17 protein-coding genes and 1 pseudogene are annotated in these 22,160 nt (G+C 68.3%); 6 read left to right on the plus strand and 12 right to left on the minus strand.

From position 1 onward, the window contains the following. Positions 1-3: 3 nt before the first annotated feature. The 5 genes from LXT23_RS19070 to LXT23_RS19090 all read right to left on the minus strand — a co-directional run bounded on the left by LXT23_RS19070 (position 4) and on the right by LXT23_RS19090 (position 5,851). Entirely contained in the window at positions 4-1,242 is a 1,239-nt protein-coding gene (locus LXT23_RS19070; RefSeq protein ID WP_253981630.1) for a hypothetical protein, read from the minus strand. Between the two features lie 274 nt (positions 1,243-1,516). Further along, positions 1,517-2,263: an outer membrane beta-barrel protein gene (locus LXT23_RS19075; protein ID WP_253981631.1), complete on the minus strand. Its 747-nt coding sequence runs from the start codon at positions 2,261-2,263 to the stop codon at positions 1,517-1,519. 277 nt (positions 2,264-2,540) lie between these two features. Next, on the minus strand, positions 2,541-2,876 hold the full coding sequence (locus LXT23_RS19080; protein ID WP_253981632.1) for a hypothetical protein: 336 nt from the start codon (positions 2,874-2,876) through the stop codon (positions 2,541-2,543). A 248-nt stretch (positions 2,877-3,124) separates the two neighbouring features. Beyond that, positions 3,125-4,441, minus strand: a complete 1,317-nt coding sequence (locus tag LXT23_RS19085) for a M16 family metallopeptidase (RefSeq protein WP_253981633.1) — start codon at positions 4,439-4,441, stop codon at positions 3,125-3,127. A gap of 426 nt (positions 4,442-4,867) precedes the next feature. Then, the gene (locus tag LXT23_RS19090; protein WP_253981634.1) at positions 4,868-5,851 is read right to left on the minus strand and encodes a metallophosphoesterase; all 984 of its coding nucleotides are present in this window, start codon (positions 5,849-5,851) and stop codon (positions 4,868-4,870) included. A gap of 148 nt (positions 5,852-5,999) precedes the next feature. On the opposite strand from LXT23_RS19090, the gene LXT23_RS19095 reads away from it, so the two are divergent. Together LXT23_RS19095 and LXT23_RS19100 are read left to right on the plus strand one after the other, a co-directional pair. Next, on the plus strand, positions 6,000-6,383 hold the full coding sequence (locus LXT23_RS19095; RefSeq protein ID WP_253981635.1) for a hypothetical protein: 384 nt from the start codon (positions 6,000-6,002) through the stop codon (positions 6,381-6,383). An 89-nt stretch (positions 6,384-6,472) separates the two neighbouring features. After that, complete coding sequence (locus tag LXT23_RS19100) at positions 6,473-6,868, plus strand: DUF6086 family protein (protein ID WP_253981636.1); 396 nt, start codon at positions 6,473-6,475, stop codon at positions 6,866-6,868. Between the two features lie 18 nt (positions 6,869-6,886). Here the strand turns inward: LXT23_RS19100 and LXT23_RS19105 are convergent, their stop codons facing one another. Both LXT23_RS19105 and LXT23_RS19110 read right to left on the minus strand, forming a co-directional pair. Next, the gene (locus tag LXT23_RS19105) at positions 6,887-9,553 is read right to left on the minus strand and encodes an ABC transporter permease (protein ID WP_253981637.1); all 2,667 of its coding nucleotides are present in this window, start codon (positions 9,551-9,553) and stop codon (positions 6,887-6,889) included. 27 nt (positions 9,554-9,580) lie between these two features. Beyond that, positions 9,581-9,910, minus strand: coding sequence for a PadR family transcriptional regulator (locus LXT23_RS19110; RefSeq protein WP_253981638.1), 330 nt, complete (start codon positions 9,908-9,910; stop codon positions 9,581-9,583). Positions 9,911-10,543: 633 nt separating this feature from the next. Here LXT23_RS19110 and LXT23_RS19115 point away from each other — a divergent pair. Together LXT23_RS19115 and LXT23_RS19120 are read left to right on the plus strand one after the other, a co-directional pair. Continuing rightward, complete coding sequence (locus tag LXT23_RS19115; RefSeq protein ID WP_253981639.1) at positions 10,544-11,869, plus strand: AAA family ATPase; 1,326 nt, start codon at positions 10,544-10,546, stop codon at positions 11,867-11,869. Next, positions 11,847-12,584, plus strand: coding sequence for an HNH endonuclease family protein (locus tag LXT23_RS19120; protein ID WP_253981640.1), 738 nt, complete (start codon positions 11,847-11,849; stop codon positions 12,582-12,584). The genes LXT23_RS19115 and LXT23_RS19120 overlap by 23 nt, the downstream gene beginning before the upstream one ends. Before the next feature lie 294 nt (positions 12,585-12,878). Here LXT23_RS19120 and sitI6 read toward each other — a convergent pair. Both sitI6 and LXT23_RS19130 read right to left on the minus strand, forming a co-directional pair. Continuing rightward, positions 12,879-13,223: pseudogene (sitI6, locus tag LXT23_RS50875) on the minus strand (SitI6 family double-CXXCG motif immunity protein); the annotation flags it as partial. Positions 13,224-13,342: 119 nt separating this feature from the next. Then, positions 13,343-15,766 (minus strand): ABC transporter permease, encoded by a 2,424-nt coding sequence (locus LXT23_RS19130; RefSeq protein WP_253981641.1) that lies wholly within the window; start codon positions 15,764-15,766, stop codon positions 13,343-13,345. A 263-nt stretch (positions 15,767-16,029) separates the two neighbouring features. Between LXT23_RS19130 and LXT23_RS19135 the strand changes: the two genes are divergently transcribed. Further along, entirely contained in the window at positions 16,030-17,412 is a 1,383-nt protein-coding gene (locus tag LXT23_RS19135; protein ID WP_253981642.1) for an aspartate aminotransferase family protein, read from the plus strand. Between the two features lie 21 nt (positions 17,413-17,433). Here LXT23_RS19135 and LXT23_RS19140 read toward each other — a convergent pair whose 3' ends face one another. Further along, positions 17,434-17,886, minus strand: coding sequence for a VOC family protein (locus LXT23_RS19140; protein WP_253981643.1), 453 nt, complete (start codon positions 17,884-17,886; stop codon positions 17,434-17,436). Positions 17,887-17,897: 11 nt separating this feature from the next. Then, positions 17,898-18,626 carry an iron-containing redox enzyme family protein gene (locus tag LXT23_RS19145; protein WP_253981644.1) on the minus strand — a complete coding sequence of 243 codons (729 nt, stop codon included), beginning with the start codon at positions 18,624-18,626 and terminating at the stop codon, positions 17,898-17,900. Positions 18,627-19,510: 884 nt separating this feature from the next. Between LXT23_RS19145 and LXT23_RS19150 the strand changes: the two genes are divergently transcribed. Further along, on the plus strand, positions 19,511-20,092 hold the full coding sequence (locus LXT23_RS19150; protein ID WP_253981645.1) for a hypothetical protein: 582 nt from the start codon (positions 19,511-19,513) through the stop codon (positions 20,090-20,092). Positions 20,093-20,112: 20 nt separating this feature from the next. On the opposite strand, the gene LXT23_RS19155 is transcribed toward LXT23_RS19150, so the two are convergent. Continuing rightward, positions 20,113-21,549: a serine/threonine protein kinase gene (locus LXT23_RS19155; RefSeq protein ID WP_253981646.1), complete on the minus strand. Its 1,437-nt coding sequence runs from the start codon at positions 21,547-21,549 to the stop codon at positions 20,113-20,115. Between the last annotated feature and the right edge of the window lie 611 nt (positions 21,550-22,160).

Here is a 22,160-nt window from a genome sequence, read left to right on the forward strand (position 1 = left end):
TTCTCAGTTCATCCGGCAGGAGGAGCCCGAGACCGCGGACCAGGACGTGCCCACGCACTCGTAGAAGGTGTTTCCGCCTCCGCACACCTCCATGTGGCACGACGTGTCGGCCGCGCTGATCTGCGTGCCGTTGAGGTGCGCGCCGTTCGCGCAGGAGCACGAGCCGCCACACGTCACACCCGTGTTTGCCCACTGGTTGCCCGTCCGGCACTCATAGAGGTTGTTGTCCGAGCCGCAGGTGCGGAAGCCACAGTAGGTGAGCCACTGCGGAATGGGTTTGCCATTCTTGTACGCGCCGCCGGCGCACGAGCACGTCTTCGGCGCACTGCTCCCAGCCAGGCACGAGTCCGCCTGGCCCGCGGGCGCGCGGTTGCAGCCATTGGCGCACACCTGCTTCACGACGGGGATGCCGCCCTTGCACACGTAGAGGAAGTTCGGGTCGCCCGGCACGCCGTTGTTCCCGCAGAACAGGCCCCCCTCGGGACTGCACTGCCCGGGAGGAGGAGGCGGCGGCGGCGGCGGGGTGGTGCCGTACCAGTAGCTCTCGCCGTACAGGTTGAGCATGGCGCGGGTGTTGGTGTCGTACTTCGTCTTGGCGAGGGCCCAGTCACTCGAACCCCAGTTCTCGCCGTTGTAGTGGTGGGCGAGAAACCCGAGCCAGTTGTCCCACGTCGGCCCGCCCACCCGGATGTTGTTTATCCAGTTGTACATGTCCTGGCGCGACGCGAACACAGGCGTGAAGTCGGAGGCCCAGGCCTTGTCGAGGACGAGCTTCACCGCGCGCGTCGCGCTCCCCTGTTGCGTCAGGATGCCAGTGCCATACTCGGCCAGCGTGTCGCTGTAGGTGCCGGGTGCGTCGAACTGGAACATTCCGAGGCCTCCCAGTTGGAGGCTGCAGTTACCATTTCCATCCCAGTAGCCCGCCAGGATGGGACCGTTGCAGTCCGGGGAGTTGGGCCCGGGACACTCATAAGGAGAGTGCTCGCCGTAACAGAAGGCCATGCCCGTCTCCGTGTTGGCGATGCCGGCCCACAGCAGCGGGTTGTCGACGTTGGGGTCCGCGGCCAGCACGGACTTGATGAGGTCCGAGCGCTGGCGCATGGCGGCGGCGGAGGCTTGCGACTGTGATTGCTCCGCCAGCGCATCGTCCGACTCGGGTGCATCTTCCGTGGGCTGGCAGGCCCCCAGCCCGAGGGCCAGGGTGACCAGGGCCCATCGACAAACGAGATGTTCGGCTTTCATGCGTCTCCTCGCGAGCGGGACTCGCCCCCCTCGATGTGGTCGTGCATCGACCTGGGGAGAGTGTCGGGGCACTCGCCGGAGCCGTGGGATTAAGCCGAATTAAATCGAGAGTATTGGCCGCGCGCACGGTGCCAGCCTGAGTGGACTCCGGGCGGGCGGGCAGCGCGACGCCACTTGGGGTGAGCCGGGACCTGCAACCCCGATGCTGGAGCAGTGTCGTGACGTCTTCAGCGGGAGATGGCCTCGCGCGGCGCCGTGGCGGGCGCCTGGGAAGCTAGAAGCGAACCTGCAGCCGCACGCCGCCCTGGAGCCATGCGTGGAGCTCCTTCTTCCTGATGTCGTCAGACTCCTCGGTGTCCTCCAGGAAGCCGCCCTCGCCGTCGACCTCGATGCTGCTGTTGACGGTGGCGTATTGCCCCGCCGTGAGCGTGACGAAGGGGCCCACGGAGAACAGCTTGTTCACCCGGTAGTCGAAACCGCCCTGGAAGGAGGCGAACTCGAAGCCCTGGATCGAGGTCGTCACCTTGGCGGCCAGCGGACCCTCACTCGTGGAGACGCCCAGGTCGAGGGCTTCATAACCCACGCCCAGCCCCACCCAGGGCTGGAGCGTCTCGCCCGGCTGGAAGTGATAGGACAGGTTGACGCCGAAGCGAAGCTGACGCGCGCTGCAGCTCGCGCCCTCCGGGCAGTCCTCCTTGAGTGAGCCCAGTCCGTACTGGAAGGACGCGCCCAGGTAGAGGTTCGAGTTGAAGAAGTACCCCGCATCGACCTGCAAGGGGATGACACCGGAGACGGAGTCACCCACGTCTCCACCGAAGGAGCCACCCATCGAGCCGAACTTGCCGAAGGGCGCTCCGTACCCGGCACGAAGCCCGAAGGACAGTCCCCGGTCCTCCGCGGCCCGCTCCTGCGCCTCGTAGTCGACGTTCTTCCGCCGGAATCCATCATTGCGCCAGCTGCTGTCAGCCAGGGCGGAGGAGGAGGAGAGCACGAGCGACAGCGAGGCGAGCTTCCAGAGCATGCGAGTGTTCATCGCGGTGACCTTGCGCGGAGAAACGGAGTGCTCCCCCACCATTGCGGTGGTGGATGCGCTTCCGACGCCCGTCCACCCGCTTTATTCAAGAGCGCTGCAATAGCATCCGGTGCGCAAGTCCAACGGAGCCTCCCGTGACGCGCGAGCGCCCCGCTCCGCGACCGCATTCTCCGAGGCCCCTGTCCGTCAGCGTCTCGCCGACCAGCGCCACACACAGCGTTGCTGGCACCCGCCGACGCCACCTCCCCGCCCCAGGCCGCCTGCCTCAGGGACAGAGCCGCTCGACAGAGTTGATCCGCATCGCACCATCGACGTTCGCGTCGTTGGTCTGGTCGCCGCTGGCGATGCTGCCGTTCGCCGTGAAGTTGTTCCGCGTGAGCTTCGCGACGCCGTCGATGCTCACCGTCGCCACCTTCGCCGCATCCACCGCGAGCTCGTAGACGTGATACGTGCCGCGGGTCACCGGGAACGCCGCGGACTGCGTGTCGTCCTCGGCGTAGAGGATTCCGCCGATGAAGCACTTCGGGCCGCACACGCCAGCCGAGCAGACCTGTCCCGAGCTGCATTGCGTTCCGTCCACCCGTTGCGTCCACGTGGTCACGGATGTCTCCGGCAGGCACTGCTCGCACGAGTTCGCCGCGTTCACCGCTCCGGAGGCAACCTGCTGGCCGTCGATCTGACAGCGTGCGACGCAGGCGCCCCCTCACAGGCTCCACACAGCCCTCAATCTTCGGCGCAAGGTGGCCCGGCGTGCCCCGCAGCCCAAGGAGGCCCTGTCCGAGCTGGCCGCGGACCTTCCCTCCGCGGGCGAGCTGGTGGCCCGGGCGGAGACCTGCTGGCCCAGCGCGCTCAGGGGAGCAGGAGCAGCGTGCGGACGCGCTCGGCGCGGAGGTGCTGGTGCAGGTAGGGTTTCAGCACGTCGTGAGTGAGTGCTCGGGTCAGCTGCTCCTCCCTGTGCCGAATGACATCCACCCGGCCGGTGGCGCGCACCTGCCGCGCAATCTCCGCGGCTGGAAGCGAGCGCACCAGCCAGTGGGGGTCCGTGTTCATCGCGTGGCGCCGGAGCGAAGTGGGGCCGTGGCGGATGCTCGGCCCCAATCCATGCTCCATCTTGAAGCCGTAACTCGGGCCGTGGTCCCCCGCCAGCAGCTCCTTGACCACCGTCTCGGCGACCGCGTCGAGCTCTTCCAGCGCGGCGGCGACCAGTTCCCTCGCTTCTGCTTCGCCCGTGCCTTCCTTCAGGCTCACGTTGCAGCCAATCACCGTCAGCCCATCCATCTCGTTGTACAGCGTCTTGTACTTGATGGACGTCCTGGCGAGGGGCTTCGTCGGCTTCGGCATGAAGCTCTTCCCAATCCACCGGCTCATGATTCGCATCGCGACCTGCCCCTCGATGTACTGGTCCGAGTACCGGCCAGGCACCGTCACCAGGAAGTGGAGCTGGGGCACCTTGTCGAAGCCGCGCACAACCACCATGGGCGCGCCGTCGGGCGGGTCCCGGGGCGCTGACGGCGGCGTGCGTGTGACGGGAGGTGTCTTCACGTCGCTGTCCACACCCATCAGTCCCGAGAAGGTCTTCATCACCTCTGACTTCGCTTCCTCCAAGGGAATGGAGCCGGACACCACCACCACCGCATGGGCCGGGGTGTAGTTCGCCTTCACGAAGGCGCGCACGTCCTCCAAGGTGATGTGGTTAATGGACTCGGGCGTCCCCTCCGCCGGGTGGCCGTAGGCATGCCCTACCAACAGCTTCTCCTGGATCCACCGGACCGAGGGCTTCTTGTCCTGGTTCGCGTTGCCCACCCACACCGCGTCCGCCTGCCGAGCGCGCACCTGACGAAAGTCTTCCTCCGTGATGTTCGCCAGCGGGTCGGACATCCTCTGCGCCTCCAGCGCCACCAACTCGGAGAACCGTGCCGTTCCCAGGGTGCCCCCGAGCTCCGTGCTGTCGTGGGTGGTCAAGTGGTGCAACGTCACACCCGAGGCCTCCAGCAACTCATCCACTGTCGGATTGCGCGCGCCGCCAGGGCGCGCCTGCCGCGTCAGGTTGGCAGCCAGCGCGGCCAGTCCCTCCTTGCCCTCGGGCTCGTCCGTCGCCCCGACGCGGTAGGACACGACCAGCGTCACTTTTCCCGGGCCGGGGGCCTCGCGCACCACCAGTCGCATGCCGCTGGGGAAAACCTCATTCGAGACCTTCGTCGTCTGGGCCTGCGCCCCGCGAGCATGGTGGCTGAACGGGAGAGCATCGTGGGCCGAGATGCCAGTGGTCACGAATCCGGGGGGCGGTGTCGTCGCGCAGCCCTGCACGGCGAGCCAGGGCAGCAAGGCCCACCCCATCAAACGGAAGGTGGAGCGGGTCAGACGCGGAACTCGAAGGGTGAGACGCGACACGTGTGAAGCCTCCGTTGACGCGGTGGCCGCGTCGGGAGGCCGCACCCTGACCCGATTCGCGCTCGCGGGGCAACCGCCGGGGTTTCCACCCTGCGCACGCGGCAGTGGGGTGGCAGCGGACATCTCGTCGGGCCCCCTGCTGGACAAGGGTCGCCCGTGACGTGTTCGGCGTCACCGGGTCTCCCTCCCCTCGCGTGACCTTCAGCGGGAGATGGCCTCGCGCGGCGACGTGGCGGGCGCCTGGACGGAGGGACTCGACGCAGGGGCCTTGGGAACGAGCAGGGGCACGCGGCCCTCGGGATACAGGGCGGTGAGCCGGTTGCCCCGAATCTCCAGCGCCGCCAGGTGGCGGCCGTACCCCGCGCTCAGGCCCGTGTCGATGAACACCGCCCGCCCTCCGAAGCGCAGGTGGACGCGCCCGTCCTGCGTCGTCGTGTGCCCCATCACCATCCGCTTCGCGCCCAGCAGGTCCAGCACCTTCGTGAGTCCGGCCTCCCACGTGGCCTCGTCTTCCAGCGCGTAGCCACGGAACCACAGCGGTCCGTTCCGGGCCGAGGCGCCTCCAGGAGGCTGGCCCGGTGTCAGGTCCTGCCGCACCCAGCGGTTGAGGCCCTCCAGCGTCGTCTCCGGCAGGTCCGGGGCAAGTCCCCCGTGCAGGAAGAGGGTGTCGTTGATGCGCACGACGGCGGCGTGCGTGCGCAGCCAGCGGCCATAGCGCCCCTCGGGCCCGTAGGCAGCCTGGAGTCCCTGCGTTCCCGGGGCCGCGCCCGGCGCATCGGGCACGGGGCTCTGGTCCGCGAACGAGGCCCGCTCGCCCGGGGCGACATAGCGCAGGTCGCCCATCATGTTCATCACCTCGTGGTTGCCCAGCAGGGCGTGGACCCGGCCCCCTGCCTTGCGCGCCTCGACCTCCAGGCGCATGAGCAGCTCGTAGGCCTCGCGCGTCTGGTCGCCCCGGTCCGGGATGTCTCCGGTCTGCACCAGGTGCGCCTTGCCGCCCGTCCAGTGGCCCTGGGCATCCACGAGCCCCGCCAGCTTCAGCACGTCGCGCAAGGCCCCCACGTCCCCGTGGACATCTCCCACGGCGACGATGCGCTCGACGCCCTGGAAGGAGTACGGCTCCGCGCGGGGCGTGGCGGCTACGAGAAGGGGAATCAGCAGCAGGCAGGACAGGGCATGACGCACGGGAAGTTCCTCGGCACGGCGTTGACGCTGACGCCGCGGAGCCTAGCCCACCCCACCCCGCCGGCTCACTCCGGTGGCGGGAGCTGTACAGTGGAGCGCCGAGAGCCTCGCCAACCCTTCGATACCAGAGTGGATTGAAAGAAGACCCATGGAGAACAGCAAGTCACTCGCCGGATTGATAGGTCCCACGCTGCTGGCCGTGGGCACGACCGAAGCCTTCAACATGGACATCTTCGCCGCGCAGACAGCACCGGTCGTCTACCTGAACGGGACGCTGCTCTTCGTGGCAGGCCTTGCCATCGTGCGAGCTCACAACGTGTGGAGCCCGAGCTGGCGCGTCCTCGTGACCGCGCTCGGCTGGCTCACCCTGGCCGCCGGACTCTTTCGCATGGTGGCTCCCACGGCGCCTCAAGCCGGGGAGGGGCTGGCCACGTATCTGCTGCTCGCTGTTCTCACAGGCATTGGCGGCCTGCTGACCTACATGGCCTACCGACCATCGCGGACCGCGACGCAGCCGCAAGCCCACCCCTGACCCGGGGTTCCTCCGGATTCCGAGGGCGGGCTGCTGCGCCGCGTTTCACCTGTCATCGGCAACGAACTCGAGGTTCGCTGGAGGTAGAGATGGGCGTCTTCTTCAAGTGGCAAGATGAGGTGGTGTGGAATCCATCGCCCAGGATGACCCGGCTCTTTCTTGCCCAGGTACGAGCGCTGGAAGAAGCACTGGAAGTGCAAAGTGGGATTGGCGAGATGATTGCCGACGAGGTGGAGCTCAATCCTTCGCTGCTCGAGACCTTTGTCTCTGTGCTCGTTGAAGAGCTGGAGTCGGAGACGAGCAGTACCTTCAAGACGTTGATCGCTGGGCCGTTTGCGATGGCGTATGGAATTCTTCGGGCGTGCGAGCCGAAGTCGCCGCGCCCGACGATGAGAGGAGCCACGGAACATCTTGCGCGCCGAGGCGAGGTGTTGGTGTCGGGGCGAGGGCGGGTGGGGCCCATCTACGAGGGGCTTGTCGATTGATGGGAGACGCGACGCCGCCTACCCCTCCCCCAGCACCTGCGAGGGGTCCACGCGCAGCGCGCGGCGCGCGGGGGCGAGCGTGGCCACCAGCGCCACGCATGCGAGCAGCGCCATGGCGGCCGCGAGCGCCACCGGGTCCGCCGGGCCCACCCCGCGCAGGCTCGCCTGCAGCAGCCGCGCGGCCCACGCGGCCCCCAGCCCGCCGAGCACCAGGCCCGCGAGCACCGGGCGCAGGCCCTGCCACGCGAGCATCCGCAGCACGTCCATGGGCCTCGCGCCCAGCGCCATGCGCACGCCAATCTCCCGGGTGCGCAGCCCCACGAAGTAGGCCACCACGCCGTAGATGCCCACGGCCGCGAGCAGCAGTCCCACGATGCCCAGCACCGCGAGCAGCAGGGTGCGGAAGCGTGACGCGGCGGTGGAGGCGCGCAGCGCATCCTCCAGCGTGGTGATGCCCGAGAGCGGCAGCGTGGAGTCCACCTCACGCACGGCCGTGCGCATCGCGGTGATGGCGTCCGCTGTGCTGCCGCTGCGGCGCACCACCAGCGTCATGGTGCGGTCAATCCAGTCCCAGCTCTTCGCGGGCGCCTGGCGCAGCGGGAGGTAGAACTCAGGCCCGGGGTCGCTCATGGGCCCGCGGGTCCGCACGTTGCCCACGATGCCCACCACCTCCTTCGCGTAGTTCGGCGGCGCCTCGCAGCAGTTGATGCGCCTGCCCAGCGCGCCCTCGCCCGGGAAGGCGCGCGCGGCGAGCTCCTCGCTGACGATCATCACCGGCGGCGCGCCCGCGGCGTCGCGGGCCTCGAAGCGCCGGCCCTCCTTGAGCGCGATGCCCAGGGTCTCGAAGTAGCGCGTGGAGACCACTCGCCGCACGCTGTTGATGAGCTGGTCGGGCGTCTCGGGACGGCCCTCGGGCAGCAGGCCGTTGCTGCCGCCCCCGGGGCCGAGCGGCACCTGCGAGGAGAGGGCTGCGGAGCTCACGCCCGGCGCGCCCTCCAGCCCCTCGAGCACGCGCTCGAAGGTGCGCGTCACCTGCTCCGCGCTCTCGTAGCGGGCCATGGGCAGCCCCACCTGCGCGATGACCAGGCCCTCCGGCTGGAAGCCCGGGGGCACGTGGCTCAGGTGCAGCGCGGTGCGCACCAGCAGCCCCGCGCCCACCAGCAGCGTGAAGGCCAGCGCCACCTCGCCGGCGATGAGCCCGGCGCGCAGCGAGTCCCTGCCCTGGCTGAGGCCGCGCGCGCCCTGGCGCAGCACACTCTCCACGTCGCTGCGGGCCGCGCGCAGCGCCGGGGCAAGCCCGGAGACGAGGCTCGCGAGCAGCGCCGCGCCCAGCGCGAACAGCAGCACGGCGCCGTCGATGCGCGTCTCGTCCAGGCGCGGGATGCCCTCGGGGGCGCTCGCGAGCAGCACCTGGATGCCGGCCCAGGCGAAGAGGATTCCCGCCGCCGCGCCCAGCAGCCCCAGCAGCAGGCTCTCGGTGAGCAACTGGCGCACGATGCGCATGCGCCCCGCGCCCAGCGCCGCGCGGATGGCGAGCTCGCGGGCCCGTGCCGCGCCGCGTGCGAGCAGGAGGTTCGCCACGTTGGCGCAGGCGATGAGCAGCACCAGCCCCACCGCGCCCAGCGTCACCAGCAGCTGCTCGTTCCAGTCCCCCACGATGACCTCCGCGAGCGGCCGCACCGAGATGCCGCGGTCCGGGTTGGCCCTGGGGTAGCGCACCGACAGCTCGCGCATCACCGGCTCCAGCTCCGCGTGCGCCTGCGCGCGGGCGCGGCCCTCGGCGAGCAACCCCACCACGGTGAGGTAGTGCTCGTCGTGCTCGGCGCGCTGCGTGGGGGTGAAGGCGATGGGCACCCACAGCTCCTCGCCGCTCTCCGTGGGGTCGAAGCCCCTGGGCATCACGCCCACCACGGTGTGCGAGGCGCCGTCGATGCGCACGCTGCGGCCCACCAGGCTCGGGTCCGCACCGAAGCGGCGCGTCCACAGCCCGTGGCCCAGCACCACGACGCTGGAAGCTCCGGGCGCGTCCTCCTCGGGCAGGAAGGTGCGCCCGAGCTGCGGGCGCACGCCGAAGACGGAGAAGAAGTCGTGCGTCACGCGGCCCGCGCTGAGCCGCTCGGGGGTGTCACCCTCCTGCAGGCTCACGTTCGTGAACTCCTGCGCCGCGAGGTGGCGGAAGGTGGTGCTCACGGCCTTCAGGTCCACGTAGTTGCCCACGGACATGTCCGCCGGCTCGCCGCGGAAGGTCTCCTGCACCATCATCACGCGCTCGGGGCTGGCCCACGGGAAGGGGCGCAGCACCACGCTGTGCACGGCGCTGAAGATGGCTGTAGTGGCGCCGATGCCCAGCGCCAGCGTGAGCACCGCGGTGAGCGTGAAGCCGGGCGCGCGCCGCAGCTGGCGCAGCGCATAGGTGAGGTCCTGCAATAGCTCGGAGAGCCACGCCGCGCGGCGCTTCTCGCGCTGCTCGGCGCGCCCCAGCTGCTGGCACTCCTTGCTGACAGACTCCACGTCCCCGAAGCGCCGCAGCGCCTCGGCGCGCGCGGCCTCGGGGGCCATGCCGCCCTCCACCAGCTCCCGCGTCACCATCTCCAGGTGGAAGCGCAGCTCGGCGTCCACCTCCTCGGTGACGGGGGCCTTCCAGATGAGTCCGCGCAGCTGTTCGTGAAAGCGCTTCCGGGCCATGACGTCACCTCACCTGCGGGTACTGATTCACGCCGTGAACAGGATGGGAGAGACCGCGGTGACGAAGCGCCGGAAGCTCTCCACCTCCACCTGCAGTTGCCTGCGTCCCTCGGGGGTGAGGCGGTAGAAGCGCGCCTTGCGGCCCTCGTCCGAGGTGCCCCACTCCGCTTCTATCCACCCCGCGCGCGCGAGCCGGTACAGCGCCGGGTACAGCGAGCCCTCCTCCACGACGATGGCCTCGCCGCTGCGCTCGCGCAGCCAGCGGCTGATGGCGTAGCCGTGGCGCGGCCCCCCCGTCAGCGTCTTGAGCACGAGCGCATCCAGCGTTCCGTGCAGCCGGTCCTTCTGTGCGGGCATCGAGCGCCTCCCCTAGATGGCTAGGCATGGTGCACCTCCTGATACCTAGACGTCAAGGTATCGAAGCGATTGCGCCAGGGGACGGCGCGGCGGCACGGGCGCCTGCAAGCTCGGGCGAGGCCCGCTGACGGGGGTCGGCCGAGCCGTGTGCCAGGCCCGCGGAGAGGCCGCTTGAGCCCCCTTGGGGTACACGCCTGTCCAGGCCGCCCTCCCACCAGGGGCGCGGCAGGCGCCTGAGCCTGTTGGCCATGGCTTGAGACTCAACACCCCGCGGCCTGGGGCGGCCCTCGCGCCGGGGCCCGCCGTGTACTCGCCGTGGGCACTCTAAAGTGCTCCAGAATCGCTCGTCCCCCTCCCGCGTCCTTCACGCACGACTCGACCCTCAAGCCGGCCTCCATTCCTGACGCAGGCGAACACGTCCACCGCGAATGTCCTGCTTGAACAGCCCCGGGAAAATCCACTCGCGGCGCCCTCTCCTTCCTCACCTCCTGCCTCGCCGCGGCCTGGGGCCCCCTGCTCGCATCCTCGGTTCCCTCCTGCGGAAGCAACTGCTCATTAAGAGTGCGGATGAAACGCTCGGCGCTGCCTCTGCATGGATGGCCGTGCTACGGTGCGCGCCCTCCCGAGGAGCCGATGCGTATCAATAGACTTGAGCTGCAGAACTTCCGAGGGTTTGAGGACTTCAAGCTCGATCTCGACCCGGACTTCACGCTCCTCCTCGGTCGCAACGGTGCCGGAAAGACTGCGGTGCTGGAGGCGCTCGCGGTCTCCATCGGTGAATGGTTCACGGGGCTGCGCCAGGTAGCGGGCCAGGTTCGATACCTGCGAGACGATGACGTCCGCCAGGTCGGGCATATGTCCGAAGGGGTGCCTTCAATCGAGAAGGTCTACCCGGTCAAAGTCACGGCGCAAGGGACGATAGCCGACGGCCAGTCGGTCACCTGGACACGGCACATCCTCGCACGGGGCAGGCGTGCGCGTTCTGCTGGCGGAACTCCGGTGAGCCAGCTCGCGGAGGGCATGGAAGCGGCCGTCATCGATGGCGAAGACGTCGACCTGCCAGTCATCAGCTTCTACGGCACCGCCCGGCTATGGCTGAAGAAGCGAGATCGTGAGGGAACCTCGGTGACGTCGCGCCTGCACGGCTACCACGCGAGCTTGGAGCCGGCCTCATCGACGTGGCAGTTCGAGGCGTGGATGCAGTGGCGGGAGCAGGCGCGCATCGAGCGAGTGGCCGCAGCACTCCGTGCCGGGCAGGATGCCTCGGTGGCGCACGAGCCCCAGCTCGAGGCGGTGCAGCATGCAGCAGCGGCCTGCCTCCCAGGTGCAAAGAACCTCTACTTCAGCCTGAACACCCAGTCGGTGCTGGTGGACTTGGAGGACGGTCGCACCCTGCCCTTCCACCTCCTGTCGGACGGATATAGGAACCTCGTCGCTCTCGCTGCGGATCTCGCTTGGCGATGCGTGCAACTCAACCCACACCACGGGGTAAATGCCCCGAAGCTCGCGCGAGGCATCGTACTCATCGACGAGATCGACCTGCACCTGCACCCGCGTTGGCAGCGGCGCGTCATCGGGGATTTGCGGAAGACATTTCCTGGCGTGCAGTTCGTGGCAACGACCCATTCGCCCCAGGTGCTTTCAACGGCGGAGAACGCATGGGTGCGGCTGCTCGTTTCCGGAGAACCGGAGCCCCGGCGAGTCTCGCATGTGAAGGGGAAGGACACGAACGCGCTGCTCGAGGACATCTTCGCTGAGCCGTCGCGACCTCAGGAAATGCAGAGAGCTCTCGATAGGCTGGCCAAACTCATCGACGGGTCGAAGCTAGAGGAGGCGCGCGACCTCTTGAACACGCTGCGGGAGCAACTCGGAGCCGATGACACGGACATCGTGCGTGCCGACTGGGCTGTGCGAGACCTCGAGGACGACCAGAGTGTTGAAGATCACGAAGAGCACTGAACCACCGTGCCTCGCGGCGACGCGTACACAGTACGAGGCGGTGCACGGGGCAGTGGACGACGGCGCCTGGAACGCGCTGGATGGCCAATGCAAGCAGGCAATGCGCGGACAGGCGATGCGCGAGCAGGGAGGGTTGTGTGCGTATTGCATGTCGCCGCTCTTGGGCGTGCACGCAGCAGACTCCCAGCGTCCCGGTGCGGGTGGAATGAAGCTGGAGCATTTCGAGGCGAGAAATGCCGCGGGCCATCGCACGCTCGACTGGGACAACCTGCTTGGTGTGTGTCCTGGCGTCGTCGTCGGTCGCTCGGTCGACGAAACCGGAACCAATGAGGAAGGTACGGCGCATTGCGACACGTATCGGGGAACTCTGCCGACATCAAAACAGGCCCTTTCGTACAACCCGGCCATGATGCCGCCGGATGTCGGTGTGCTCTACCGCTATGGCACGGTCCGAGGGGAAATTCTCAGCGACGACCCAGGTGCCGAGCAGGACATCTCGCGATTGAACCTCAACCTCGCGAGGCTCAAGCGCAACCGACTGGCCGTGATTGACGAGATCCGCAAGCAACTCGGAGAGGACGACAGCACTCCACGGATGCTCAAGCTCCGCCAGAACTACGCACAGAAGGATGCGAACGGGCGATTGCGCCCCTACGCCGGAGTCGGCCTCTGGTATGTCAAGCGCAAGCTCCGCCGACGGGGCGTGAGCCCCTGACAAGCCCCAGCCACAACGGTCGAACGTGACCTCCTCGGAAGCGCGGCGCGCGAGCTCGTACCAGCTGTGCCATATCGAGCGAGCATGGGGCGGATAGGGACTCTGTCGAGGGTGGCGGGCTGGAGCAGAGGGGATGAGGAGGGCCGCTGACGGGGGCGTCCAAGCCGTGAGCCAGACCGGTGGACAGGCCGCTCAGCCCCTTGGGGTACACGCCTGGCCAGGCCCCCCTCCCACCAGGGGCGCGACAGGAACCTGAGAGCGCTCGGTGCCAACAATCACCGTGGCGAAGTTGCCCACCCACAAGATGTCACCCTCTGACGTGAACGGGCCGAACTTCCCGGAGGCCCGGCCCTCCAGAGGCCCGAAGCGCGTGCCAGGTGGCAGCTTCGCGTTGGGAGGCGCGAGAGGACGGACCAGGTCCCTGAGCCGCGCGAGCTCGGCTTCTGGAACGGGCCAGGGCCGTACGAACTTCGCCCGCTCCGACAGTTGTGACAGGTCCACGCCGGGGTACTGGTGCCCTGCCGCCCCCCACGTGACACCGCATCCGGAGCACTTCACGCCGGGAAGGCTCCACTTGTGCGCGGCATCAATGCTCGCGGGATATGGCGCCTCTTCGCGCAACCAGAAGAAACGGGTCATCACGCCGAGCCCCTCACGTCCCCGGCCGGGAAGAGTAAGGCTGCACGGTCCCCCCGATGAGTTGGAAGCGATAGATGAGCTCCGGGCGGCGCTCCACGACTTGACCATTTCTCACTTCATCAGTCGTGCCGGAGCGCGATGATGGGGTCGATGCGGGTCGCCCGGTACGCGGGCAGGAGGCTGGCCAGGAGGGCGACGCCTCCCAGCACCGCCACCACGCCCACGTACGTGAGCGGGTCGGTGCGCTCCACGCCGTAGAGCATGCTCCCCAGCATCCGGCTCGTGACGAAGGCCAGGCCCACGCCCAGCCCCAGTCCCGCGCCCGTCAACCGCAGGTACTGCTTCAGCACCAGCCCCACCACCTGCTGCCGGTCCGCCCCCAGCGCCATGCGGATGCCGAGCTCGCGGGTGCGGTGGATGACCGCGTGCGTGACGACGCCGTAGATGCCCAGCGCCGCCAGCAGCAGCGCCACGCCCGCGAACACCCCCACCAGCAGCATGTAGAAGCGCGGCTGGGCGACGGCGTCGCTGACGACGGCCTCCATGTCGCGCACGTTGGCCACCGGCAGGTCCTTGTCCAGGGCGTGCACCTCGGCGCGCACCCGGGAGGCCATCGAGAGCGGCTCGCCCTCCGTCAGCACCACCAGCCGCATCATGTTGGGGCGCCCCTGGGGAAAGGGAACATAGACTTCCGGAGGCGGCTCCTTGGCGATGCCGTCATGGCGCACGCTTCCCACCACCCCCACCACCTGCCCCCCGAAGCGGCCATTGCCGAAGTTGGCGTCGATTTCCACCGTGCGGCCGATGGGGTCCTCCCCGGGCCAGATGCGCCGGGCGGCCTCTTCATTGAGGAGCACGGCGCGGCTGCCCTGCTCCGCGGTGTCCTGGGCCGTGAGGAGCCGCCCACGCACGAGCCGGATGCGCAGCGTCTCCAGGTAGCCCGGAGTGACGAGGCGCACGGCCGTTCCGTCCTCCTGCCCCGGCTCGGGCGGCGGCCGGGACATGTCCCGGATGGTCGAGGACGCGGAGTTGCCGGACAGGGGCAGGTGGAGCGACGCGCCGGCCTGCTTCACGCCCGGCAGCCCCCTCACCCGCTCCAGCAGCGTGTCATAGAAGGTCTGCACCGCCGGGCTGGCCCAGGGATACGTCGTCTCCGGCAGCGCCAGGTCGAGCGCCAGCACCCGGTCCGCCTTGAAGCCCGGGTCCACCTGCTGAAGCCGGATGAAGCTCTTCATCAGCAGCCCCGCCCCCACCAGCAGCACCACCGCCAGCGCCGTCTCGGCGACGATGAGCAGGTGACGCGTCCGGTTGCCACGACCGCCGCCGCCCTTGCCGCTCTCGCGAAGGACGCGGCTGAGGTCCACGCGAGAGGTCTGCAGCGCCGGGACGAGGCCGAAAAGGAAGGAGGCCGCCAGCCCGAGCACGAACGTGAACGCGAGCACCCGGCCATCGATGGACACCTCCTCCAGCCGGGGGAAGTCCCGGGGAGCCAGCATCACCAGGAGGTCCAGCCCCCAGCTCGCCATCAACAAGCCGCCGCAGGCCCCCACCAGCGCCAGCACCAGGCTCTCCATCAGCAACTGGCGGATGACGCGGCCCCGGCTGGCCCCCAGCGCCAGGCGCACGGAAATCTCCCCCTCGCGGCTGACCGCGCGCGCCAGCAGGAGGTTGGAGAGATTGGCGCAGGCGATGAGGAGCACCACGCCCACCGCGCCGAGCAACATGAGGAGCGCCGGCTCCACGTCCCCCACCAGCTCATCCCGGATTGGCTCGAGGTGGGTCGTCAGCCCGGGATGGAAGCGCGGGTACTGCTCCTCCAGGCGCTTCGCCAGGGCTGCGAGGTCCGCGCCCGCCTGCTCCCGCGTGACGCCCGGCTTCAGCCGTCCATAGGCGCTCAGGAAGTGGGCGCCGCGGTTGCCCGGGTCGATGTTGGAACCCTCCCAGGTCAGCGGAACCCAGAGCTGCGCCTGGTTGGGGAAGGCGAAGCCGGGCCGCGCCACGCCCACCACGGTGCGGGGCTCGCCGTTCACGGTAATGGTGCGCCCGACGATGCCCGGGTCGCCGCCGTAGCGGCGCTTCCACAGCATGTGCCCCAGGACCACCACCCGGCTCCCGCCGGGCTGGTCCTCATCCGCCACGAAGCCCCGGCCGAGCAGGGGCTGGACCCCCAGCACCTGGAAGAACCCCGCGGTGACCTCCGCGCCCTGCAGCCGCTCGGGGTCTCCGCCCGGGCCGGTGACGCTGATGTCGGTGGCATCCACTCCGGCCATGCCGCTGAAGGAGCGGTTCTGCGACTGCATGTCGAGGAAGTCGAGCCCCGAGGACGGCAGGGTGCCGCCACGCGGGCTCATGTGGAACACGCGCACCAGGGAGTCTGCGTCCGCCATGGGCAGGGCCCGGAGCAGCACCGCGTTCACCACGCTGAAGATGGCGGTGTTGGCGCCCAGGCCGAGCGACAGGGTGAGGACTGCGACACACAGGAAGCCCGGGCTCCTGAGAAGCTTGCGGAAGGCCTGACGGAGATCCTGCCCGACGGTGTCCATGACTGCTCCAGGTGGGGGAACGAGCACCGCGGGCGCGGGCTCGCCATTGTCCCCGTTGAGCAAGGCGGATGCCACCACCGGGGGCCCCCGGAGCAGCGCGACTCCAGGGGGTGGAACCGGTGGACAGGGCCCTGTGCCGGGTGGGCCTCTGACCGGGCGTGGGAATGCCAGTCCCACATCCGGGAAGGCCCCGGCCCTGCTCCATTGAGGGAGTGGGGGCGCCATGGGATAGTCCGACGCTTTCCCACACGAGGACATTCGCCGTGAGCCTTCCGAAGCTGCCCCCGGAACCCGTCCGCGATGGCTCAGCTCACGAGTCGGCGGCCTATCGCAACGACCGGACCCACGTGTTTCACTCCTGGTCGGCGCAGGCCGCGCTGGAGCCTGTCGTCGTCGCCGGCGCGCTGGGGTCGAGGTTCTGGGATGAGAGTGGCAGGACTTGGCTGGACTTCTCCAGTCAGCTCGTCAACGTCAATGTCGGTCACCAGCATCCCAAGCTGATCGCCGCCATCAAGGAGCAGGCGGACAAGCTGTGCACGGTGGCGCCCTACCATGCCAACGAGGCGACCAGCGAAGCGGCCCGGTTGATTGCCGAGGTGGCTCCAGGCGAGCTCAACAAGGTGTTCTTCACCAACGGGGGCGCCGAGGCGGTCGAGAACGCCATCCGCATCGCGCGCCACCACACGGGCCGCCACAAGGTGCTCGCGGCCTACCGCAGCTACCACGGCGCTACCGCCGGTGCGCTCACCCTGACGGGTGACCCGCGCCGCTGGGGAGCCGAGCCCGGCATGCCAGGTGTCGTCCGATTCTGGGGCCCCTACCTGTATCGGTCGGCGTTTCATGCAACGACGCTGGAGGAGGAATGCGGCCGCGCCCTGTCGCATCTCTCCGACGTGCTCATGATGGAAGGCCCGCACACCGTCGCCGCCGTCGTGCTGGAGACCGTGGTTGGCGGAAACGGCATCCTCGTCCCACCGGACGGCTATCTGCGGGGTGTCCGCGAGCTGTGCGACAAACACGGCATCGTGATGATTGCCGACGAGGTGATGTCCGGCTTCGGCCGTTGCGGCGAATGGTTCGCGGTGAATCGCTGGGACGTGACGCCTGACCTCATCACCTTCGCGAAGGGTGTCAACTGCGGCTATGTCCCGCTCGGCGGGGTCATCATCAGCGAGCGGGTCGCCGAGACCTTCGCCCATCGTGTCTTCCCAGGGGGCCTGACCTACTCCGGCCATCCGCTCGCATGTGCGGCGGCCGTGGCCTGCATCAATATCTACAAGGAAGAACGAATCATCGAGCACGCCAGGCATCTCGGCGAAGACGTCATTGGCCCCGCGCTGGAGGCCATCCAGCAACGCCATCCCTCGGTAGGCGAGGTGCGCGGCGTCGGCGTGTTCTGGGCGCTCGAGCTGGTGCGCAACCGGCAGACGCGCGAGCCGCTCGTGCCGTTCAATGCCTCCGGGTCCGCCAATGCGCCAATGGCAGAGCTGGCCGGCGCATGCAAGGCGCGAGGGGTGTGGCCGTTCACCAGCTCCAACCGCCTGCATGTCGTCCCACCCCTGACGATCAGCGACGAAGATGCGAGAGAAGGCCTCGCCATCATCGACGAGGCGCTGTCCATCGCCGACCGCTACGTCTCCGGCTGAGCCCGCGAAGCAACGGGCGTATCAACGCCGGGGCGGCGCGGGCTCCTCGCTCAGCTCCCTCGAGAAGATCTGGTCCTGGTTGCGGAACGCCTTGAACTCCAGCGCGTTGCCCGAGAAGTCGTGAACGAACATGGAGACGTGCTCGCCCACCTTTCCGTCGAGCCGGACGTGAGGCTCCTTGACGAAGCGCACCCCACCCGCCTTCAGCCTCTTGAGCAGGTCGTGGAAGGCGTCCCAGTCGAGATTCAGACCGAAGTGGGGCACCGTGACGTCGCTCCCGTCAAAGTCGGACTCGCTGGTCTTCGGCCGCTCCGGAGCCAGGTGCGCGACAATCTGATGCCCGTAGAAGTCGAAGTCCACGTAGTGGTCGGTGCTGCGCCCCTCGGGGCAGCCGATGACGCCCGAGTAGAAGGCTCGCGCCGAGGCAAGGTCCGAAACGGGGAAGGCGAGATGGAAGTCCTTGATTTGCGCCATGTGAAGTCCTCTTAGGCCACGCGCGAGTGGAGGCCTGCTGCCGCGAAGATGTTGTCCCAGAACCGGTCGAAGACGCCCTTGCTCTTCCGGTAGCCCTCGACCAGCCCCTCCAGCGCCGCCGGCTCCTCGTCCACCGCCTCCATGAGCGCCGCGCGCAGCAGCTCGCGGTGCTCGATGTCGACTTCCCCGGTGTGGATGTCCCAGAACCTCCAATCCAGCCGGTCCTTCACGGCCTGGATGGCTGGGTTCTTGATGAAGTGGGCGTGCATGGCCGAGAGGTAGACCTGACACAAGCACTCGCCCCCCATGCCGCGCAGACCGACCGCGTACCAGGAGGACTCCTTCAGCACGAGGTCGCGAATCTCCCCCAGGAGCTGGAGGTTGGTCGGGTTGGCCTTCGCAGCGAGCGTTTCCTTCGGAACCCCGAGGCTCACCAGGAAGTCGTCGTAGATTTGCTGGTGCGCCTGCTCATGCTTGCCGTTCCCCAGCTCGTCGTTGAGGAAGTCGGCCAGCAAGCTCCTCAGCTTCCCGAAGGGAAGGCGGTAGACCAGGAGCGCGAGGTCGCTGATGTAGAAGATGGTGAAGTAGCGGTACTGCACGAAGACCTGCTTCAGGACCTCGAGCGGAGCGCGCTCCAGGGACTGCAGCTTTCTGTCGGCCAGATACTCCGTCTGGGTCCGCGCATTGTCCGCCATCCGCCAGAACTCTTCCTTCATGGACTGGATAGACTGTTGACTCACTGAGTCCGCCTTCCCCCAAGTGTCGGTTCTTTGCGAGAGACTGGGATTATAACAGACTTATCTTCAAAACCTGAAATACCAATAACCGGTTTGACGTCCACTGAGGGTAGGTCCGAGGGTGCCCTGATAGCCGTGACGCAACACGTCTACCCACCTCTCGGGACCGCTGCGCCCGAATACCCGCCAGTTGCCCGCCGCCGGTCCCGAGGCTGACGCGCCGCTTCCACTCCCGCGCAGCGCTCCGACGCTCAGGCGGTGATGCGGCAGAGGCAGACCCTGTTGGCGTTCACGAGGAAGCGCGGGAATTTGGACCGGGACGGCGGATGGCCTCCCCAAGTCCGCCGCTCCGGCGTCCGGCTTGGCGCTTCAGCTTCGCCTTGCGCGCGGTGGCGCACGCCCCGTTGGCGGAGCCCGTTGCAAACCTGTCGGACAGTCGGACAGGTTTGGAGCAACCACCTCCGGAAGTGCCCCGCCCTCGGCGTAGCCAGCATCAGTCGAGGAAGTCGAAGGCTGATTCCGCTGGCAGGGTCCACGAGAGAACGCGTCCACCTATTCGCGCGGTCCAACGAAACAAGAAAGACGTCACCGCTCCCCTGCCCCCACAGCGGAGCCTACCCTCCCAGACAGGGCAACTGTACCCGCCGAGACACCGTTCTCTCGGAAGAACATACTTGGAAAGGCAAAAGAAAGACTGACGCGCACCAGCATGAGCGTCCACACGCCCGACATGTTGCGCCTCGGACGGGCCGCACCTCGCCACGACAAGAATTGAATACATACACCATGACCACCTTTTACTCGGAACAACATCCAATCTATTCTCAGACGCAAGTGGGCACACGCCGCGCTCCGCGGCGACGTCTCAGAAACCAAGAACCCACTTCGTGCTGGCCAATACCTATCTGACCGGGTGGAAGATGAAGCGTCTTGGAACGTCCGTTGTCTGTGCAGTTGTTCTTGCCTCTCTGCTGGGTGCCTGCGGACCCGCGCTCGAGGACGCCGAACTCTCGGGAGCTGAGGCCAAGGAGCCCAACCCTGAAACATTCGATCCTGATGCGTTCGAGTTTGCGGAGCCTGGGATGGTGCAGGCGCAGACCTTGTTGGGAGATCTGGGCGGTGCGGTGGGCTCCCCTGTCGCCACCTACGAGTACATCAGCACCGCCTCCAATCAGTGGAGCGTCAGTTGTAACGGCGGGTCATCGCGAGACATCGCCTACGTCTGGACAGCGCCCGCAACGGGGTCATTCACCTTCAGCACCGGCGGCTCGAACTTCGATACCGTCCTCCAGATTCGCCACTACTCAAACACGTCGTCCGTCATGGGCTGCGATGATGATACATCCACCACGCTTCAGTCGAGCATCACGCTCTCGGGCCTCGTCAAGGGCGTGAGGTTGCTGATCATCATTGAAGGCTACGCTGCGGAATACGGAACCCTCGCCCGTTTGAACATCCGCAAGAACTAATCAGACACTGGAGCAACTGGCTACGGACTGTCATCGCGCTCCGCGGGGCCCGAGGTGGCAGGGCGTGGCTTGACCATGACGGGGAAGTAACACGCGCCCCTGTATTCAAAGCCGGCCAGGTCATCACAGTCCTTCACGTCCACGGGCAGCTTCACCCAACAACCTCCATTGATGGCGACCTGCTCCTTTCCGGGACAGCGGCCCCTGGCGTCCGGGCGCCGCTGCCCTTGGAAGGGCTTCGGCGGCAGGTCCTGCGCGATGGAGGACCACACGGAAGGGGCTCGCTCAGGGGCCACCGGCGCCGTCAGCACGGAGTCCCCGACGGCCACGGCGCCGCCATCCCTGGACTCCTCCTCCTCCGCGAGGTGAGCCACCGCGGGCGCCTCGGAGGGACTCCCCCTCAGCAGCCCTCCGGCGCTCAGCGCCAGTGCGCCTGCGAGGCCGGCGGCCGCGAGCCGGAGCCACCTCGCCACGCGAGGAGGGGGCCGCACCGTGACGCGCTGGGGAAGGGGAAAGAGGCCCGCGGGTTGCGGCTCTTCTCCCGTGAAGAGAGGCACGTCCGCCTCGCGTCCGGCGTTGCGCGCTGCCTGCTCCAGCGCTTCGGCCACCTCCCGCGCGCTCCCTCGCGCCTCGGGGTGGGGCGAGAGCATCCGGGCCACCAGCGCGCTCAGCTCCGCACTGCAGCGGGGGTTGCAGACTCGCGCCGTCCAGTGCGCCAGCTCCTCGGGGCGCCAGAGCCACGCATCGTCATCCATCGGGTGCGCCGACGGGGGGTACCTCTCGGTGACCAGGCGATAGGCCGTGACACCCAGGGCGAAGAGGTCATCCGCGGGCCCCGGCGCATACGCGACTGCCGGGGGCTTGCGGGCGCGGAGAAAGCAGCGCCACGCCTCGGGAGAGCGGTAGGCCGGGGTGCCGGGAGGAAAGGGGTGCAACGTCAGCGTGGCGGCCCCCAGGTGGTGGCCGGAGCCGAAGTCCAGCAGGAAGGGCTGAGCGTCCGTGCTCCGGACGCGGATGTTGTCGCCCTTCACGTCGCGGTGGAGGCCTCCGGCCGCGTGGGTGGCTTCCAGCGCTCGGGCCAGCTGAGCCAGAAGCCGAAGCACCTGCCGTGAAGACGGGCGCCAGGCCTGGGCCCACGCATAGAGCGACGGGCCTTCCACCCACTCCATGACGAGCCAGGCGTAGGAGACGCCCTCGCGCGGCTGCCAGTCGCCATGGTCCAGCAGGCGGGGGACGGCGGGGTGGCGCAGGCGGCGGAGCAGCTCGGCCTCACGGACGAAGCGCGCATCCCCCGGGCGCAGGGCCAGCTTGAGGGCCACGACGCCCGGAGTCCCGTCCACGCGCTCGGCCCGGTAGACGACGCCGTAGGCGCCCCGGCCGCACTGCTCCAACAGACACCACGGGCCGATGCGCGTCCCCGGGGGCAGGTTGGCCGGATTGAGGTGGTCAGGCTCCATGAGGTCCCTCGTGAGGCGCGCCGCACCGCGTACGAGGAGACTACTCGCGAGGTAGTCGGACTCCAACGTCATCCGGCAGGTGGACGACTGCCCTCCCCGCCGCACTGACGCGAGGAGCCCCTCGACTACACCGTGCCATCGGCCTTGAAAGGTGAAGACAGGCTGCGAGACAGGCACCTGGAGAGGCGCGACCTCTGCGCTCAGTTCGAGACGGTAGGTAGGGCCGCCGTCCCCGATGGCCGCGGAGCACCGTCACGCGACCGACTGACACATCCTCAGCCACTTCGCAGATTCGCTTCAAATGACAATGGCCCATCTTGACCCGGCTGCCCGGGCAGCAGACCGCGTGGAAGGAACGTTCATTCCGCTGTGGCCCAACTCGGAGGTACGGGTTCCGGCAGGGGGACCTGGAGTGAACGTGAGGGTTGCTGGAAATAGAGCGACTTCGGAGTGAGGGTGGACCAGTGCGTCATGTGCAGTCCGACTCCGGCCGGCTCGCAGCAAGCCAGTCGCACCACCTCGACGCGCTGGAGGGGGGAAGCTCCCGCGGGCGGCCGGAGCGGGGAGCATCCGTCACCACGTCCACTCCAAGGGCCTCGAAGCGACGACAC

Source organism: Pyxidicoccus xibeiensis (assembly GCF_024198175.1).
Lineage (GTDB): Bacteria > Myxococcota > Myxococcia > Myxococcales > Myxococcaceae > Myxococcus > Myxococcus xibeiensis.